At 59.3% G+C, this 16327-nt stretch carries 18 protein-coding genes and 1 pseudogene; 10 read left to right on the top strand and 9 right to left on the bottom strand.

What is annotated here, in order from left to right:
• Positions 1-2: 2 nt before the first annotated feature.
• Complete coding sequence (locus FGW20_RS11110) at positions 3-593, bottom strand: pyruvate kinase alpha/beta domain-containing protein (protein WP_301678158.1); 591 nt, start codon at positions 591-593, stop codon at positions 3-5.
• Positions 594-745: 152 nt separating this feature from the next.
• Between FGW20_RS11110 and FGW20_RS11115 the strand changes: the two genes are divergently transcribed.
• Positions 746-1915, top strand: a complete 1170-nt coding sequence (locus FGW20_RS11115) for a redox-regulated ATPase YchF (RefSeq protein WP_301678159.1) — start codon at positions 746-748, stop codon at positions 1913-1915.
• A gap of 119 nt (positions 1916-2034) precedes the next feature.
• On the top strand, positions 2035-2355 hold the full coding sequence (locus FGW20_RS11120; protein WP_301678160.1) for a hypothetical protein: 321 nt from the start codon (positions 2035-2037) through the stop codon (positions 2353-2355).
• A 744-nt stretch (positions 2356-3099) separates the two neighbouring features.
• On the opposite strand, the gene FGW20_RS11125 is transcribed toward FGW20_RS11120, so the two are convergent.
• From FGW20_RS11125 to larB, 5 genes are all read right to left on the bottom strand, one after another.
• On the bottom strand, positions 3100-3249 hold the full coding sequence (locus tag FGW20_RS11125) for a hypothetical protein (RefSeq protein WP_301678161.1): 150 nt from the start codon (positions 3247-3249) through the stop codon (positions 3100-3102).
• Positions 3246-4082, bottom strand: coding sequence for a hypothetical protein (locus FGW20_RS11130; RefSeq protein WP_301678162.1), 837 nt, complete (start codon positions 4080-4082; stop codon positions 3246-3248). Before FGW20_RS11130 ends, FGW20_RS11125 begins: the two co-directional genes overlap by 4 nt.
• Before the next feature lie 120 nt (positions 4083-4202).
• Positions 4203-5486 carry a hypothetical protein gene (locus FGW20_RS11135; protein WP_301678163.1) on the bottom strand — a complete coding sequence of 428 codons (1284 nt, stop codon included), beginning with the start codon at positions 5484-5486 and terminating at the stop codon, positions 4203-4205.
• 44 nt (positions 5487-5530) lie between these two features.
• Positions 5531-6037: a nicotinamide-nucleotide adenylyltransferase gene (locus tag FGW20_RS11140; RefSeq protein ID WP_301678164.1), complete on the bottom strand. Its 507-nt coding sequence runs from the start codon at positions 6035-6037 to the stop codon at positions 5531-5533.
• On the bottom strand, positions 6034-6810 hold the full coding sequence (gene larB / locus FGW20_RS11145) for a nickel pincer cofactor biosynthesis protein LarB (RefSeq protein ID WP_301678165.1): 777 nt from the start codon (positions 6808-6810) through the stop codon (positions 6034-6036). The genes FGW20_RS11140 and larB overlap by 4 nt, the downstream gene beginning before the upstream one ends.
• 47 nt (positions 6811-6857) lie before the next feature.
• Here larB and FGW20_RS11150 point away from each other — a divergent pair, with 47 nt between their 5' ends.
• The 6 genes from FGW20_RS11150 (at position 6858) to hepT (ending at position 12478) form a co-directional block, all read left to right on the top strand.
• Positions 6858-7190 (top strand): ABC transporter permease, encoded by a 333-nt coding sequence (locus FGW20_RS11150; protein ID WP_301678166.1) that lies wholly within the window; start codon positions 6858-6860, stop codon positions 7188-7190.
• A gap of 16 nt (positions 7191-7206) precedes the next feature.
• Positions 7207-8439 (top strand): histidine--tRNA ligase, encoded by a 1233-nt coding sequence (gene hisS / locus FGW20_RS11155; RefSeq protein WP_301678167.1) that lies wholly within the window; start codon positions 7207-7209, stop codon positions 8437-8439.
• Entirely contained in the window at positions 8426-10228 is a 1803-nt protein-coding gene (locus FGW20_RS11160) for a DNA topoisomerase VI subunit B (protein WP_301678168.1), read from the top strand. The genes hisS and FGW20_RS11160 overlap by 14 nt, the downstream gene beginning before the upstream one ends.
• Complete coding sequence (locus FGW20_RS11165) at positions 10221-11309, top strand: DNA topoisomerase IV subunit A (protein WP_301678169.1); 1089 nt, start codon at positions 10221-10223, stop codon at positions 11307-11309. The genes FGW20_RS11160 and FGW20_RS11165 overlap by 8 nt, the downstream gene beginning before the upstream one ends.
• 315 nt (positions 11310-11624) lie before the next feature.
• On the top strand, positions 11625-12044 hold the full coding sequence (locus FGW20_RS11170) for a nucleotidyltransferase domain-containing protein (RefSeq protein ID WP_301678170.1): 420 nt from the start codon (positions 11625-11627) through the stop codon (positions 12042-12044).
• A gap of 14 nt (positions 12045-12058) precedes the next feature.
• Complete coding sequence (gene hepT / locus FGW20_RS11175) at positions 12059-12478, top strand: type VII toxin-antitoxin system HepT family RNase toxin (RefSeq protein WP_301678171.1); 420 nt, start codon at positions 12059-12061, stop codon at positions 12476-12478.
• A 15-nt stretch (positions 12479-12493) separates the two neighbouring features.
• Here the strand turns inward: hepT and FGW20_RS11180 are convergent, their stop codons facing one another.
• Positions 12494-13162 carry a cyclase family protein gene (locus FGW20_RS11180; protein WP_301678172.1) on the bottom strand — a complete coding sequence of 223 codons (669 nt, stop codon included), beginning with the start codon at positions 13160-13162 and terminating at the stop codon, positions 12494-12496.
• Positions 13135-13812: an HAD family hydrolase gene (locus FGW20_RS11185; protein ID WP_301678173.1), complete on the bottom strand. Its 678-nt coding sequence runs from the start codon at positions 13810-13812 to the stop codon at positions 13135-13137. Before FGW20_RS11185 ends, FGW20_RS11180 begins: the two co-directional genes overlap by 28 nt.
• 401 nt (positions 13813-14213) lie before the next feature.
• On the opposite strand from FGW20_RS11185, the gene FGW20_RS13380 reads away from it, so the two are divergent.
• Both FGW20_RS13380 and FGW20_RS11190 read left to right on the top strand, forming a co-directional pair.
• Positions 14214-14465 (top strand): adenylyltransferase/cytidyltransferase family protein, encoded by a 252-nt coding sequence (locus FGW20_RS13380; RefSeq protein WP_367617949.1) that lies wholly within the window; start codon positions 14214-14216, stop codon positions 14463-14465.
• A gap of 109 nt (positions 14466-14574) precedes the next feature.
• Complete coding sequence (locus FGW20_RS11190) at positions 14575-15708, top strand: CDP-glycerol glycerophosphotransferase family protein (RefSeq protein ID WP_301678174.1); 1134 nt, start codon at positions 14575-14577, stop codon at positions 15706-15708.
• Between the two features lie 81 nt (positions 15709-15789).
• Here FGW20_RS11190 and FGW20_RS13410 read toward each other — a convergent pair.
• Positions 15790-16199 (bottom strand): annotated as a pseudogene (locus FGW20_RS13410) (IS1634 family transposase); the annotation flags it as partial.
• Between the last annotated feature and the right edge of the window lie 128 nt (positions 16200-16327).

Here is a 16327-nt window from a genome sequence, read left to right on the forward strand (position 1 = left end):
GCTCACCGGTTCCTCGGCATGGCGACGATCTCGCGCACCTGCAGGTCGAAAAACGTTGCGGTATGCGCGGGACGGATGACGCAGACGGTATCAGCGCCGGTTGCAGTGCCCCCGACCGCGATTACCTCTTCATCGACGCCGACCGCGCCCTGGTCGGCCGCGATGAGGACGCACTCCACCGCGACCTTCAGGCCGACCGCGACGATTCGCCGCAGGGCCTCGGCGATTGCTTCCGTGCGGGAACTCCCGCCGAGTTTCGGTGAGCGGGATATTGCGCGTTCGAGCCCGGAGAGCGCGTGCGTCCCGGTGACGATCTTCGCGCCCTCAGCCCGGAGGGTCTCGGCCGCCTCCGGCGAGAACTGCCACTCGCCGGGTCGTGAGAACCCGACCACGTAGGTGACGACGATCAGCTCAAGGTCGGTTCCCGCCATTGCGTCCCGGAAGGCAAGCGCCGTCCGGCCGCTGCTGCTCGCGACAACGATCTTTTTGACGCCGAGTTCCCGCGCCCGCTCGACGGCGAACCGGGCGGCGTCGTGGGTGTTCTCTCTACCCGGCGCATCGAAGTAGTAGGTATTCCGGGTTACGAAGCTCATGTAGTCATGTTGTCGTTGCTCCTAATTGAATCTCCCGTACCGATGATTGGGGCTGCAACGGCACGGCCAGGGTCGCTACGCCGGGGAAAGAAGGTGATAAATGGTGGATGGCCCAACACTACTCTCAACCGAACGGTGCGGTAGGAGTTTTCATGATTACACTGGCCATTGCAGGAAAACCAAACTGTGGGAAATCGACGTTTTTCAGGGCGGCGACCCTTGCACAGGCGGAGATCGCCAATTACCCGTTCACGACCATCGACGCAAACCACGGCGTCGCGTACGTCCGGACAACCTGCCCGTGCCAGGAGATGTGTGTCCCGTGCGAAAACTGCCGGGACGGGGTCAGGTTCATCCCGGTTGGGCTGATCGACGTGGCGGGCCTCGTTCCCGAGGCGCACCTCGGGCGGGGGCTCGGCAACCAGTTCCTTGACAACCTCCGGCAGGCGGACGCCATCCTCCAGATCGTCGATGCCAGCGGGGGGACGGATGCCGAAGGGAACCCGATCGATGTCGGTTCGCGCGACCCGGTGAAAGATATCGAGTTTCTCCAGTACGAGATGTCGATGTGGATGTACGGCATCCTCTCGCGGAACTGGGCGAAACTCGTGCGGCAGGCCCAGTCAAAGGACTTCTCTCTCGCGGCGGCGATTGCCGAGGTCTTCGCCGGCCTCGGGATCACCTACGAACACATCCGCGATGCCACCGAGGCGGTTGGGATCGAACTCCGGACGGCGGGGGAGGAGGACCTGATTCGGTTTTGCCACGAGCTGATGACGATCAGCAAGCCGATGCTGATCGTCGGGAACAAGGCCGACCTGGCTCCGGAGGAGTGCCTTGAGCCGCTCAGAAAGCACGACGTCGTCTTTACGAGCGCGGCAGGCGAGCTTGCAATCCGGATGGCCGCAGAGGGGAATTTCGTGCGCTACCTTCCCGGCGACCGGAGTTTCACCGAGAACCCTGAGGCAAATCTCAGCGCCGCGCAGCGTGCCGGGCTCGCGAAGGTCGCGGAGTTCATGCAGAAGTTCGACGGTACCGGGGTTCAGAAGGCGCTGGACGGCGCGGTCTTCAACCTCCTCGACCGGATCGTCGTCTTTCCGGTCGAGGATGAGCACAAACTCACCGACGGCAAGGGCAGGGTTCTCCCCGACGCGTTCCTCATGAAGCGCGGGTCGACCTCCCGCGACCTCGCCTACCAGGTTCACACCGACATCGGTGAGGGATTCCTGTATGCCATCGATGCAAAGACCGGGATGCGGATCAAGGACACCCAGGAACTGAAGAACGGCGACATCATCAAGATCGTCAGCGTCCGGAAGTGAATCCCCGGACGGAGAGGCGGGCCGCCTCTCCCCCGTCCCCCGGAGAGCGAACCAGCACTCCCGGTGTGCTGGTATAAATCGATAGGCATTTATATAGATTTGAGAAATATTCGATCATCATGAGCGGCGAGGTCTACCAGGCGCAGGTCCTCCGGAACTTCTTCGACACCATCACCGGAACGGACAGGAACCTGACCCGGATCTACATGTGCGTGATGAGCCTCGCCAAACTCCGGATGGAGTCCCCTGAGAGGATGACGTTCCTCGTGGACCAGCTCCGCAAGTCCAAACAGAAGCGGGAACTCTCGGTCGATATCATCGATTATATGTGCGATGTGGCGCGCGATCTCGAACTCGTCACCGTCCAGACAGCGTTTGGTGTGAAAGACATCAATGCGGTGACCGACGAGTTCAGCGGGATTAGCCTCGATTCGCTCTGATTTTTTTGCCCGGGGAGGTGTCCGGGCGGTTTGAACGTTTTCCAGGGAGTTGTGGCTCTCCTCGGCTGATCCCTGGTACACGTTACGGTTTGGAAACGCGACTGCCGGAAGGTGCGAAGAACAACGCCCGGAGTTTGAGAAATCCAAAGAGTTTCGAGTGGTAGCGGACGAAGCGGTCAGGCGAGGAAACTGCCCAATATAGTGGACCGTGGGGGAATCGCCATTGGGTGAGTGCGACTGGCCGTAGGGTGCGACGTTCCAACGGAACGGAACTGGAGCATCGTCAGGTGTGGGCCAGGACCATGAGCACCGTTAGGTGCGAGGGGTTTCAGGGGAGGGGGGATGTTCCCCCCTCAAAACTCTTCGAGTTTCTCATGCTCGCTGCGCTTGCACTCCCCTTTGTCCCCACCCCCTCATGGCGATGTCCGGTGGAAATCCGTGGATGGGATTTGGGGCCGAGCGGAAGGTGCGACGTTTCGCCGGAAAGCGATGGCCCGAAGGATCGGAGCAAGAGCACCCTCAGGTGGGAGCTGCGTAACCCTACAGGCTTCCAATGGACGCCCGCGCCCTCCTCATATTATCGTTGTCTTCCAGCCCCATGCCGGTACATGGTAAAAAAGTATGCCCCTCTGCAGGATGAGTCCACAAGATCAACGCAAGCCGGATCCCGGCGTGCCCGAGCAGATCCGCCCGGGATGCCGTAGGCGAAGAGGAACGCCGTGCCGGGGATCGCCATGGTTGGAATCACGCAAGAACTCGAACGTTGTCCGGGGCGCGAGGGGAGAAGGGGTATCGGTGCCCTTCCAGGATCTCTTCGCAGCACGTTCTCCCGACGATCGGCGGCGCTATCGTTATCAGACCCCGGAAGACGTCGCCCTCAGTCAGTTCGCTCATGCAGCCAGTTTTTCTTTATATGACTCCAGGATCTGGATGATGAACCGCTGGTGCTCCTCAAGCGCCTGCTCGTCTTCGGGTGAGGTCTCAATACCGACGGCGTAGAGCAAGATCAGGGCGTTATCGAGGTCGAGCGCGGTTGAATCTTCGATCTGGTCATCCGAGATGTGGATGGCGAGATCGCCATAATCCTCCTCAGTGAAGACATGCTCCGGGTTCGCCGTCACCCGGGACTCGGCGAAGCCGCCGGCACGCTCCCGGAAGATCAGGAGCGCGCGCTCCAGCGTTACGGGGCGCGGGGTGATCGCGTCGAGCCGGGCAAGCGCCTCCGTGCTCTTCTCCATCGCGTTCGCATAAAGCCCGAACTTATACGTCAGCAGGGACTGTGCGACCAGATGGCCGGTCTCCTCGTCGATAACAGCGAGGAGCGGCTTGAGCCTGATGATATACTCATTTAACATCTGCTTCATTGTCTTCTCCTGTAGTTTCGGCGTGTTAAACACTTTCTCTACCCGAACTGCAAGGAAGGTGATCGTTGCCGCGAAGACCGTCTGCACGATTACGCCGCCCGAACTGATCTCATTCGGTATGACCAGGATGAGAAACGCGAAAAGCGGCGTGAAGAGCGAGACGAGATCTCGCCGGGGTTTTTGGTAGGCCTGGTAGCAGAGGATGCATGAGGCGATTACGCATCCTATGACACCTGCCCAGACGGCGTAGGGAAAGTCGACGGATGCGAGCAGCAGCTCGATCCCGATTCCCAGAAATGCGATTGCAGGAACTGCTATCCAGGGGAGTGACCCTACTCCGGGTGTTATGTTGTTTTTCGTCATCGACCGTCCTTGTAACATGATTATACGCAGAGGGTAAACAGGGTTTCCCTTCGCACTCTTCGAGTGCTCAAGCTCCGGCTCTGACGACCCGTCGCATCCCCGGGAGCGGCGCCTCGCCGATCAAGGGGATAGAAGATCGGGTACCTCGACTTCCACATCCCGGCCGGTGAGAGCAGCCGTGCGCGACCGGATTTTCTCGTTTTCCGTAGCGTAAGAGGCCTGTAACGTCTCCCGCTGGCTCTCCGCCCGTTCCTTCGCGGCAGCCTTTGCCTCGGCCTCCCGGCGCAGCCCCGGGAGCGCGCCCTCAAGGCGTTCCTCCTCGACCACCACAGGGAGCGCGGCCAGAGCCTCCTGCTCTGCCGCCCGCTTCATCCGAACGTCCTGTTGCTGCTCCAGCGCCTGCTTCATCGCGGCAGGCAGGGTCTCGGCATCGGAGAAGAGACGAATTTCGTCCTGGTTCTTGAGAGCGAGTTCCTCGCGCTGGATCATGGCGAGAATGACCGGCATCGCCGCTTCGGTCGGTTTGACCGGGTCTTTTCCATTATCCCCATACGCGTCGAGTGCCCGGTCGATTGACGCGACTATCGTGCTCTCCGCTGTCTTTTCCGCCACCTTCCCGGCCTTCCGGAAGACGTGGGCGGCAGTGATCTGGAGGGTTGCAATCTCCCGCCCGCCCTCCTCGTCCATGGCGTCGAGCACCCGGATCTTCTCCTTGATCTCCTGTTTGCGGGCATAGTCCGGGCGCTGTTTGAGGGCCGCGAGTTCTTCTTCCGTCTTGTGGATCGCACTCTCCGCCTCCGCGAGTGCCGCCCCGTACTCCCTGACCTGACTGTCGGCGGCGGCATACTCCTCGCGGATCCGGGAGAGGGTTGCATGCGACTCCCGAACGTCCTCCACCTGCCGGCGGCCGTCACGCGCCCGGGCGAGGGGCTCGTTCATCGTGTTGACTTCCCGCCCCAGATCTTTGACGGCTGCGCGCACCTCCTTCATCTCGTCTGGGTAAAAGGAGGAGAGGTACTTCCCCTGCCCCTTCAGCGCCTTGAGTGAGCCCTTCAGGATCTCGGCGGCGGTCGCGTAGAAGGTCTCCGGGTCGCCGGAAGGCTCGCGGGAGAGGATCTGGGTCATCGACTTCGTGAACTGGGGAAGCGCCTTTCTGGAGATATCCTGGAGCCGGGGGTGGATCTCCTCATCGCCTTCGGCCGTCTCCATACGGGCGACCGCCCCCCTGAGATGGTCGAGGGTGCCGTGGATTGCCTCCTGGGACGGTGCCGTCGCTTCGGAGAGTTCGTGCCCGATCTCCTCTGCGCGGGCATCAAGCCACACGGGAAGGGCGTCAAATGAGAGTTTCAGGCTCTCTTCCACCGGTTCGGTTCGCCGGAAGAGGTCTCGCAGTTGCTTGAACATGACTCATCCGATTAGGACGGGCGTACCCATCAGGGTTCCGCCCATCAATCGCTCCCCGCGATCTGTTGCAGCCGTTCCACGCCATGGATCTCCTGGATGACGTCCACCACGGCGGGGGGAACCAGGTGCTCCCAGGCTTTGCCGTCAAGCATCCGCTGCCTGATGGCGGTGCCGGAGTGGGTCAGCCGCTCATGCATGTTCGGTGACCGGACGTCCACCCCGGCCTCAGTGAAGAGTTGCACGACGAGGGGGTTTGCCGAGTAGACCGTATCGAACGGCGGGGTCATTGCCCGGACATGAGCGACCCAGAGGGCGTTGCGCTGGACATCCTCAAGCGGGATGACGTAAAACGGGCATTTGAGGCTGGAGAGTGAACGTATGAGCATAAGCACCCGCTCTCCTGCCGTGAAAGGGTTCGCCAGGGTGTGGGAGATCTGGGCGCTCCCTATCCCGATGACAATCTCATCAACCCTGCAAGCCATCTGCTCCAGCACCGACTGGTGCCCGTTGTGGTAGGGCTGGAACCGCCCGACGTAGAACCCGCGGCTCATTCTCGACTACCCCCGTGTGCGATCTGCGCGGCAAACGCGCCTGCCGTGAATCCGGCGTCGATGTTCACGACCGCAAGCACCGAACACGCCTGGAGCATGCTCGCAAGCGCCGCTTCCCCGCCGCCCATGTAGCCGTAGCCGGTGCTCACGGGAACACCGATTACGGGGTGGTCGACAAGCCCCGCGACGATTGCGGGGAGCGTTCCCTCCCGCCCGGCGGCTACGACGAAGACGTCGGCCGGAATCAGGTCTTTGAGCGCCGAGAAGAGGCGGTGGATCCCCGCCACCCCGACGTCGTAGGCTGTCCTGACCTCGCACCCCATCTCCTCGGCGATCAGCTTCGCCTCTTCGGCGACGGCGATGTCTGATGTCCCCGCCGTGAGGATGGCGACGGTTCCGCCCCGGAGTGGGACGGGCTCGTCCCCTGTCGAGAGGATGACCGCCCGTGCCGCTTCCCGGTGCTCCATCCGGACATCCGGCGGCAGCCGGGCCCGCAGGGTATCGAGGTGCTCGGGCGAGACCCTTGTTCCGACGCACCGGCCCGCCGCCTTCACCTGCGCGAGCATGATCTCTGCAAAGGCTTCCGGCTCCTTACCCTCGGCGAGCACCACCTCGGGCATCCCGCAACGGATGCTCCGCCCGGCGTCGATCCGGGCTATGCCGTCGATCATCTCGATGCGGAGCCCTTCGAGGGTGTCCGCCGCCTCGTCCTCAGATATCTCACCGTTACGATACATCCGGAGGATGTCCCTGATGGTGGCATTCGGCAGCATAGTTTGATAACAAAAATAGGGGTGGAAGTATAATATTACTTCATCTCATGTCCTATCTTGCCTATGTTGCAGGGTTCGGTGTTGCCGTCACTGTTTTCCTGTGGCTCCGTGACCTGCGGATATTTTACCGCACCGGTCTTCCCGGCTACCGGAAGGCGGCGTACCTCGGGGTTCCCTTCACGGCGCTTGCTCTGCTTGGTTTTCTCGTGACCGCATACACTGAAGCGTGGGAACTCCTCGGCCTCGGGCTGGTCCTCCTGGCCCTCTACCTCCAGGGCCAGGTCGACCGGGAGAACGTCTGGCACGGCGAAGGCGCCCGCGAGCGGTTCTTCGGCAGGGCGGAGCGCACAAATGATAAGGGTTCACGCAAGAGACTTTAGTTCAGGAGAATACTGAATGCTTCAGAAACCACGGGGAACACGGGACTTTTTACCCGACGAGATGGAACGGCGTCGGCTGATCGAGCGGCGGATGCGGGACGCGGGCCGCCGGTGGGGATACCGCGAGGTCTGTACGCCTGATTTCGAGCACCTCGAACTCTTCACGATGAAGTCCGGCGAAGGGATCATCCAGGAGATGTACGTCTTCGAGGACAAGGGCGGGAGAAAGATGACGCTCCGGCCGGAGGTGACCGCAGCAGTCCTCCGGATGTACGTTAACGAGGGCAAGGTGCTCCCGAAACCGCTCCGCTGGTGCTACTTCGCCGACTGCTTCCGCTACGAGCGGCCGCAGAAAGGCCGTTACCGGCAGTTCTGGCAGTTCGGCGTCGAGCTGATCGGTGCGGATACGGCGAGCGCCGACGCCGAGGTGATCATGCTTGCCGACGATACCCTTCGGTCAAGCGGCGCCACCTTTGACCTCCACGTCGGCCACCTTGCGCCGATGAAGCATCTCCTCTCCGGGCTCGATCCCGGCGACCAGCGGGCGATCATGGCGTATCTCGACAAGCACGACCAGAAAGGGCTCGAGACGGCGCTGGTCGAGAAGAACCTCACCCACCTTGCCGAGCCCCTTGCGGCGCTCGGAGAGTGCCGCACCGTCTCCGAGGTCTTCGAGGTCGCGGGCGACGTCCCCGAGCGCGCGCGGATCGAAGAGACGTTCTCGCTCCTCGACTCCCAGAATATCGATTACCGGCCCGACTTCGGAATCGCCCGAGGGCTCGACTACTATACGGGAATGGTTTTTGAGGGATTCGCGAAGAACCTCGGCGCGGAGAACCAGATCCTCGGCGGCGGCACCTACCGTCTCGCCCACCTCTTCGGCGGCGACGACGTGGCATCCTGCGGGTTCGCTATCGGCTTTGACCGGGTCATGGTCTCGATCGGGGAGTTCGAACTCGCCCACGAACCCGTCGTCGGTGTCGTCTGCACACCGGAAGGACGGGCACGGGCGCTCGAGGTCGCCCGGGCCTTCCGGGAGGCGGGGATCCGGGCCGAGGCCGACCTGATGCAGCGCGGGATGGGCGCACAGCTCTCCCGCGCCGCGAAGTCCGCGGATTTCGCCGTGGTTCTCGGGAAGCGCGAGGTCGAGGCAGGCACGGTAACCCTCAAGAACCTCCACTCCGGCGAGCAGCAGGAGAGGAGCCTTGAGGACGCCATCGCCGAGGTGGCACGGCATGGTGCTTGCTGAAGACCTCGCCAAACAGCAGCGGAGCATCAGCGTCGCGGAGTTCTTCGAGAAGAACAAGCATTTGCTCGGTTTCGATTCCCCAACGCGGGGCATCATCACCACCATCAAGGAAGCGGTGGACAACGCGCTCGACGCCTGCGAGGAGGCGGAGGTGCTCCCCGACATCTTCGTCGGCATCAAGAAGGTCGACGCCGAGGTCTACCGGATAACCGTCGAGGACAACGGCCCCGGCATCGTGCCGGAGAACGTCCCCCCGGTCTTCGGGAAACTCCTCTACGGCTCCCGGTTCCACCAGATCCGGCAGAGCCGCGGGCAGCAGGGTATCGGGATATCGGCGGCGGTGCTGTATGCGCAGCTCACCACGGGCATCCCGACGCAGGTCGTCTCCCGGACGGGGGCGAAGGCGAGAGCGCACCGGTTCGAGCTGATGATCAAGACCGAGACCAACGAGCCGGAGATCGTCACCCACGAGGAGATCGACTGGGACCGGACGCACGGGACACGGATCGAGATCCAGTTCAAGAGCACCCTCGCCGCGAAGAAGCGGCTGGTGGACTACCTCCGCCTCACGGCGATCGTCAACCCACACGCCCGGATAACGGCCGATATCGACGGCGAGGTGACGACGTTCGAGCGGGTATCGGGCGAGGTCCCGCCGTGCCCGAAACCCATCCTCCCCCACCCCCACGGGATCGAGTTCGGCGCCCTAAAAAGGATCGCCGCCGCGAACACCGGGACGGTTGAGGAGTTCCTCATCGGCAGTTTCTCCAAGGTCGGGAAGAAGACCGCGGACGAGATGATCGCGCTTGCCAACCTCAAACCCGCCCGGAAGGTGAACAAACTCGAGTCGGATGAACTCAAACGTCTCCTCGACGCCATGCAGGCCGTGAAGGTCCCGGCCCCGCCGGCGCAGCAGTGCCTCTCCCCCATCGGCGAGGACCTGATCTGCAAGGGGCTCGAGAAGGAGATCCAGCTCGACTTCATCAAGGCCCGCACCCGCCCGAGCACCGTCTACGGCGGGCACTCGTTCATCATCGAGGCGGCGATCGGCTATGGCGGCAAGGTTCCCGCCGAGGGCACCGCCCAGCTCTTCCGGTTCGCAAACCGCGTCCCGCTCCTCTACCAGCAGGGCGCCTGCGCGATCACGAGCTGTGCCTCCCAGGTGAACTGGAAGAGTTACGGCCTCTCGCAGCAGGGCCTTCCCATGGGCCCGGTGCTGATCATGGTTCACGTGGCGTCCACGAACGTTCCCTTCACGAGCGAGAGCAAGGACGCGGTCGCGTCTATCCCGGAGATCGAGCGGGAGGTCGTCCTCGTCCTCCAGGAACTCGGTCGGGAGCTCAAGACCTACCTCTACCGGCGGGACAAGAAGAAGCAGCAGGACGACCGCGCCCGGGCGATATGCTCGGTCATCCCCGAGATCGCCGCGAAGGTGAGCGAGATCGTGGAACTCCCTCTGGTGGACACCTCCCCGATCGAGGGAAAGATCATGCGCAAGGTCGTCGCGAAGAAACGGACGGTCGACGGGAAGGTCCGTATCGACGTGAACAACTACACCGCGAAGGAAGTCACCCTCGTCCTCTACAACCTCTCCCGCGATGCGGCGGAAGACGCGAAGCCCCGGCCGGATTTCGTGGACAGTATCGACGGGGAGTACAACAAGGTCTGGCGGTGCACGCTCGACCCCGGTGAGGCCTGGCAGATCGTCTACACGGGATCGGGCGACGGTTCGGTCGATCTGCGCGGTGTGGAGGACGGCAGGAAAGTGGTGGTGGATCTCGATGTCTAGGGAAGAGATGGATGCACTGGCAAAGGAGCGGCTCGTCGGTATCGCCCGCACCTGGTACGACCAGATGCGGGACGGCATCGTGCCGTTCATCCGGCTGCCGACGCGGACGAAGCGGAATATCGCGTACGACGATGCGAGCGAGGTCTGGAAGTACGGCGAGCGGGAGAGTACCCGGGCGGCGTCGACCGAGAAAGGGGCGGTTCATCTCCTGAAGATGGCCTACCTCATCGGGTTTCTGAAGCAGCAACTCGTGGAGAACCGGTCGTCGACCCTGAGAGAGTTGTATTACATCTCGGAAGGCTGGAAGAAGGCGAAGTTCGGTGCCCAGGACGAGAGCAACCATCTCATCGAAGACCTCGAGATCATCACCGAGGTGCAGCGGGAGGCGTTCCACCTCCGGCCGGAGGAGGACGGGGCCTCGGTCTTCGGGCCGTTGCGGATCCGGGAGACCACCCGGCGCGGTGTCAAGGAGATGCACTGCCAGGAGGATGTCGGGGAGGCTGGCTACCCCATCCCGAACAACGTCGACAACCTCGAATTCGTCGACCATGACGCGAAGTTCGTCATCGCCATCGAGACCGGCGGTATGTACGCCCGTCTGATGGAGAACGGGTTCGACGAGGAGTACGGGGCGGTCCTGGTCCACCTCAAGGGGCAGCCGGCACGTTCGACGCGGAGAGTCCTGCGCAAGCTCAACGACTCGCTCAATCTCCCCATCGTGGTCTTCACCGACGGCGACCCCTGGTCCTACCGGATCTACGCGAGCGTCGCCTACGGCTCGATCAAGAGCGCCCATATGTCGGAACTTCTCGCGACCCCCCAGGCGCAGTTCATCGGCGTGCAGCCCTCCGACATCTCCGATTACAACCTCCCCGCCGACCACCTCACCGAGCAGGATGTCAGCGCCCTGAAAGCGGAACTGACCGATCCGAGGTTTGCGACCGACTACTGGAGGAGCCAGATCAACCTGCAGCTCGAGATGAAATTGAAGTCGGAACAGCAGGCGTTCGCGAGCAGGGGGCTCGACTTCGTGACGAAGGAGTACCTGCCGACGAGGTTGTCGGAGATGGGGATTATCTGAGGGGACAGAGATCGAAGAGATGGCGCAGGGAGCGGCTCCGGGATATTCTTTCGGGAATGGGAGCCGCTTTCGGGCCGGGAGCGTGAACGGCAGTCCTCATGCACGGGCAATCTCCAGGCACCAGGCACATACGGGGCCAGCACATGATCCTCCCATATGTCCTTCGGCAGGGGGTAGCCACTGCAGGACACCGGGTTCTGCCGCAGGGAAGGGTTAATGAGCAGGGATGACGCAACCCTCTTTGCCGGCAGGTCTGATTATATGTGAGACTGACCCGCTGTGAGGGGTCGGCCGATGGGGAGGTGAAAGGGAGAAGTGGATGGTATTGACAGAGAGCGGATCATCGGTCAGATCCGCCGATGCCTGGACGGCAGGGAGGATATACTGCTCGGATACCTCTATGGCTCTTTCCTCCGCCATGCCGAGTTCCACGACATTGATATAGCGTTGTTTGTCTCCGGGGAGAGAGAACCCTATGAACTCTACAAATATACCATGGGCATTGCATCCGACCTTGAGCGATGCATCACGCCGAGGTATGAGATCGATCTCCGTATCCTGAATGATGCGCCCGTCGAGTTCCAGTATGAGGTGGTGAAGACCGGCCGTCTTCTTGTCTCCCGGGATGAGGACACGCGCATCGCTTTTGAGGCCGGCGTGATTGCGCAGTTCCTCGATCTGAAATATCTCTACGATACGATTGACAGAGGTCTCCTAGCCAGGGTGGGAGAATGAGGCTTTTTCATCATATGCGGGAACTGGAGGAGGCTCTGAGAGACTGGGAGCGGTATCAACGCATCCCAAAGAAGCAGTTCCTGCAGGACCGGGATACACAGAATATGGTTCACCATGCCATGCTGCTATCCATCCAGTCCGCACTCGACATAGCAACTGATGTGATTGCAGAGGAAAGGTTGAGAAAGCCGTTCACATACCGGGAGACATTCGAGGTCCTCGCCGGTGAGGGGATTATCCCTGAATCTCTTGCAAGGGATCTCTCAAACCTGGCAGGATTCCGAAACGTGCTCGTCCATATCTATTGGAACCTGGATCTCAAGCAGGTGTATGCGATCCTGCAGCATGATCTGACCGTCCTCCGGACATTCTCCGTTGTCATGAAGGAGCACGTTTCAGAGAGCGATTCCGCCGATCCAGGTGGATTTTTCTGAGCCCTAGCACCCTCCTCACCCGAACTCCGCGAGCGCCACTACCGGCACCCCCTCCAGGTCGTCGAAGACCGTCGGGTAGACCCGGAGGATCCATGGCTCCTCGATCAGCCGGCCGTACGAGAGATCCACGTCCTCGAGGAGGAAGATGTGCGGGGAACCGCAGAGGAACGCACGATGGGCCTCTGCACCCTCCTCCGGCTCTGCCGGGACGGCGATGGATATGGTGTCGATCCCGAACAGCCTGAGGCCCGGGTTCTCCATGCGGAGGAAGCCCGGAACCTCGTGGTGCACCCATGGATGCTCTCTCGCGTAGGCATCCGGGTCGCTCTCCCGGAGCCGGCCGCTCCCGGTCCTGATGAAGAGCGCGCGCGACGCCCGGATCGCATCGAGATAGGGAAGGAGATCGTAGATCCGGATCGATTCTGCTCCCGTCTTCGGGATCGCGATGCACCGCACGGGCTCAAAAACCGCCTCCGGCGCAAGGAGGGCTCTGACCGAGCCCCCGTCCAGGCAGAAGTGCCGGGGGAGGTCGATGTGCGTCCCGGCGTGGCTGGAGAAGGTGATCAGGCTCTTCTCCTCCGCATCGCCCTTGTCGAATGACTTCGTGCGGGTGATCGCGAGCGGTTCCGTTCCGGGGTAGAGGGGCGCTCTCCGGTTCAGGGGGTACGAGATCGGGATGAGCATATGTTCTCCCGTAGGTACTCCCGGAGTTCATGAAGGTTCTCCACGATCCCCTCCACCCCCGGCCGGCCGATAAACCGGTTCGGGTCGCCGGGCGGGATTCTCGCCACGAACCGAACGCCCGTCTCGTATGCCGCCTGCCAGTCGTTCGGGGCATCGCCGACGAAGAGAGCCTCTTCCGGCGCGGCGCCGGTCTCAGCGAGGATCTCCCTGATGCACTCGGCCTTCGTCTTCGGCGAGCCGTAGATCCGGACAAAGAATCCGGTAAGGTCCCGGCGGCGGGCGATCTCCTGCATCTCGCCCTCCGGGGTTGCGGAGACGATGTAGAGCGGAAGCCGCCGGGAGCAGTCCCGGAGGAGGTCTTCTGCGCCCGCGACGTAGGGTACGGTGAGCATGGCGTCGAAGATAAGCCCGACGTATTCGTTCGCAAGCCGCTCCTCCTGCTCGGGAGAGAGGTCTTCGTGGAGGATGTTTGCGTAGATGTGGCGGAACTTGTCGTACCGGGACATCCCGCCGTTCTCGAGGTGGAAGGCGATGATTGCGTCGAGGTGTTCGGAGGGCGCGAAGGAGAAGATCTTTTTGAACGCAGCGGTCTTTAAGGGGAGGGATTCGACGACGACGCCGTCGAAGTCGAGGATGAGGGTGGCGAGCATGGTAGTTATCTCATCGATTGCCGGTGCATTAAGACCTCTTAATTTGAGGGTGTAGTCTCTTGGTGAAGGGACACCGCTCTCCTAGCGTGCGCATGGGGTCTTCCCGCTCTGCCCTTTCACCCTACAGAGATAAACATTGTAATCCCAGATTATTCATCCGAGATTTATCGGCGATCATTGATGGATTAAGTAGCGAAGCAAATGGTATGGCTCTTTTGAGGGTTTTGAGGCGTCATTCTGCCATTTGGATCGCCATCTTGTATAAGTATGTAACATGACGCATTGAACATGTAACTTTATTTTATCAGTCTTGAAACGGATTTTAAGTGTTAATAGTGTTCATCATTTTCGATGGCCATATATATTTGTTTGCTAGAATATTACCAACCCTAGGGAATTGCATGTCAGGTGATAAGATAGTTTACGTCGGGATGAGTGCAGATATAATCCACTCCGGCCACTTAAATGTAATCCGCCGAGCCGCAGAGTTGGGTAAGGTCACTGTTGGTGTCCTAACCGATGTTGCAGTAGCAAATTACAAACGCCTGCCTTATATGACTTATGAGCAGCGCAAGGAAGTTGTTGCTAGTACGTATTATTGTCAGGAATGCTTTCAATACTATAGTGGTTTAGTGAGCAAAATTCGGGAGTGATATGTCTTTTATAACAAAAATATTAGATTTCTCCAAAGACAGTCCAATTGTTTACCCGTTATTGGTATTGTATCAATTCATCCTCATATTTTTTAGATTTGTGGACTTTATGTGGCCAAAAGAAGACAACCTTCTGGTTTTCTCAGGTCAGGCAGGCCAAAAACTTTCCGGAAATAGTAAATATCTTTTCCAAAAATTTATTGAGCATTATAGTGATGAGTTCCAGACAGTGTGGATCACCCGCAATCAATCATTAGTCGAATCCAAGTATTCGGAACGATCCAAAAACTGCCGAGCTGTGTATCAGTACTCATTGGATGGAATACTAACACTCCTTCGCGCAAGAGTGATATTTTATGTGATGGGGGGAGCAGATATACCATTCGTCGCCTTTTCGCAAAAGACAATTACGATCCAGTTGTGGCATGGGGTACCGATAAAGAGGATAGGTGTTACACAAAAACTTGAAAGCAACAAGCGCTTTTCATTCGCTAGGTTTTTAGAAACCCCTCAATTTACATACTGGATCAGTAGTTCTGCTATCGATAGGAATTCAACTGCGCTCTGCTCAGGGTTGCCAATTGATAGGGTGGTGATAACAGGATATCCTCGTAATGACTACTTAGTCGAACAAAAGAAAGCACCATCATCAGAAATCTTAGTCCGCTTCCCGTATTTACAAAAGAAGATTATCCTTTATGCTCCAACGTGGCGAGAGAGAGCGAAAACTCGATTTTTTCCATTTGATGACTTCTGCTTAGGAGAGATCAAAGCATTTCTCGAAACAAACGATGCATATCTACTCTTGCGAAGTCACCGGATGGATGATATCTCTGCAAGAGTCGAAAAGAACAGCGATGGGCCTCTCACTGGAGATAGAGTAATTGCTGCGACCTCTGATGTATTTGAAGATGTACAGGAGCTCTTACCCTTCGTTGATATCTTGATCAGTGATTATTCAAGCATATGGGTAGATTATTTGCTCTTGGATCGGCCACTGATCTTTGTGCCATATGATCTTGAAAGTTACGAGAATGATCGTGGACTGTTGTATGACTACTATCAAATCACCCCTGGACCTAAAATTTCAACAAACAAGGAACTTATTGAGGCAATGCAAGAATATATCCATAATCCAGAAAAAGATTCAGAAAAGAGAGCATGTATCAGAGAAATTTTCCATAAATATGAGGATGGGTTGTCATACATGCGAATATATGAGATAATAAAGAGGTGCAAGTGACCAATTCGATAGCATTATTGGAAATCACTGATAACTCTTCTGCCAAGTCATTCATCCCACATTCCGCAGATCTTTTTTCATAAGTTTTCGACGGAGTTGGAACTCTGTCATCACATAGACAAAGAGGCAGAGTAGCATGATCATCGCCAGTGCCTAGATCCAGGAGGGGTCCCTAAGATAGATCTTCGCCACCCGGAACGAGGGATCCTTGAGGGACCGGAACCCTGTTCCACCGTACCCTGCTCTTTGTAGTTCGCCAAGAGTTCGCCCGGCAAGAGTTCCAGGTCATTCGTCGCCAGAACAAACCGACCGAGTTTCAGTCGGAAGTGGTCGACAACCCCGGGGTTGTACCCAATCTCTGCAGCGACTGTCTAGACCGTCTCCACCGGTTCGTCCGCCTTCGGCAGACCGCGTATCTTTGTCTTCTTCCGGGCGATCGTCTGAACATCCATCGAGGTGAAGCAGAACTGCTGGTTTTCCTGCAGCCACTTCGGTAACGTCTCAGATCTTCTGTAATTTGCCTGAGCCCCGTCTCCTTGCCTGATCATTCCTTCTCCATGGTCAAATACCTTCTGCCGGTGACCCACTCCTCGTTGATGTCCATCAGGATAGATCCGAC

This window comes from Methanoculleus methanifontis (assembly GCF_030464365.1).
GTDB lineage: Archaea > Halobacteriota > Methanomicrobia > Methanomicrobiales > Methanoculleaceae > Methanoculleus > Methanoculleus methanifontis.

Bases quoted from the DNA above. Each gene is read 5' to 3' on its own strand.
- FGW20_RS11120 (WP_301678160.1), top strand. From the start codon at position 2,035: ATGAGCGGCGAGGTCTACCAGGCGCAGGTCCTCCGGAACTTCTTCGAC.
- FGW20_RS11110 (WP_301678158.1), bottom strand. From the start codon at position 593: ATGAGCTTCGTAACCCGGAATACCTACTACTTCGATGCGCCGGGTAGA.
- hisS (WP_301678167.1), top strand. From the start codon at position 7,207: ATGCTTCAGAAACCACGGGGAACACGGGACTTTTTACCCGACGAGATG.
- FGW20_RS11150 (WP_301678166.1), top strand. From the start codon at position 6,858: ATGTCCTATCTTGCCTATGTTGCAGGGTTCGGTGTTGCCGTCACTGTT.
- FGW20_RS11125 (WP_301678161.1), bottom strand. From the start codon at position 3,249: ATGAGCGAACTGACTGAGGGCGACGTCTTCCGGGGTCTGATAACGATA.
- larB (WP_301678165.1), bottom strand. From the start codon at position 6,810: ATGCTGCCGAATGCCACCATCAGGGACATCCTCCGGATGTATCGTAAC.
- hepT (WP_301678171.1), top strand. From the start codon at position 12,059: ATGCGGGAACTGGAGGAGGCTCTGAGAGACTGGGAGCGGTATCAACGC.
- FGW20_RS11160 (WP_301678168.1), top strand. From the start codon at position 8,426: ATGGTGCTTGCTGAAGACCTCGCCAAACAGCAGCGGAGCATCAGCGTC.
- FGW20_RS11180 (WP_301678172.1), bottom strand. From the start codon at position 13,162: ATGCTCATCCCGATCTCGTACCCCCTGAACCGGAGAGCGCCCCTCTAC.
- FGW20_RS11190 (WP_301678174.1), top strand. From the start codon at position 14,575: ATGTGGCCAAAAGAAGACAACCTTCTGGTTTTCTCAGGTCAGGCAGGC.
- FGW20_RS11135 (WP_301678163.1), bottom strand. From the start codon at position 5,486: ATGTTCAAGCAACTGCGAGACCTCTTCCGGCGAACCGAACCGGTGGAA.
- FGW20_RS11165 (WP_301678169.1), top strand. From the start codon at position 10,221: ATGTCTAGGGAAGAGATGGATGCACTGGCAAAGGAGCGGCTCGTCGGT.
- FGW20_RS13380 (WP_367617949.1), top strand. From the start codon at position 14,214: ATGTCAGGTGATAAGATAGTTTACGTCGGGATGAGTGCAGATATAATC.
- FGW20_RS11130 (WP_301678162.1), bottom strand. From the start codon at position 4,082: ATGACGAAAAACAACATAACACCCGGAGTAGGGTCACTCCCCTGGATA.
- FGW20_RS11185 (WP_301678173.1), bottom strand. From the start codon at position 13,812: ATGCTCGCCACCCTCATCCTCGACTTCGACGGCGTCGTCGTCGAATCC.
- FGW20_RS11115 (WP_301678159.1), top strand. From the start codon at position 746: ATGATTACACTGGCCATTGCAGGAAAACCAAACTGTGGGAAATCGACG.
- FGW20_RS11140 (WP_301678164.1), bottom strand. From the start codon at position 6,037: ATGAGCCGCGGGTTCTACGTCGGGCGGTTCCAGCCCTACCACAACGGG.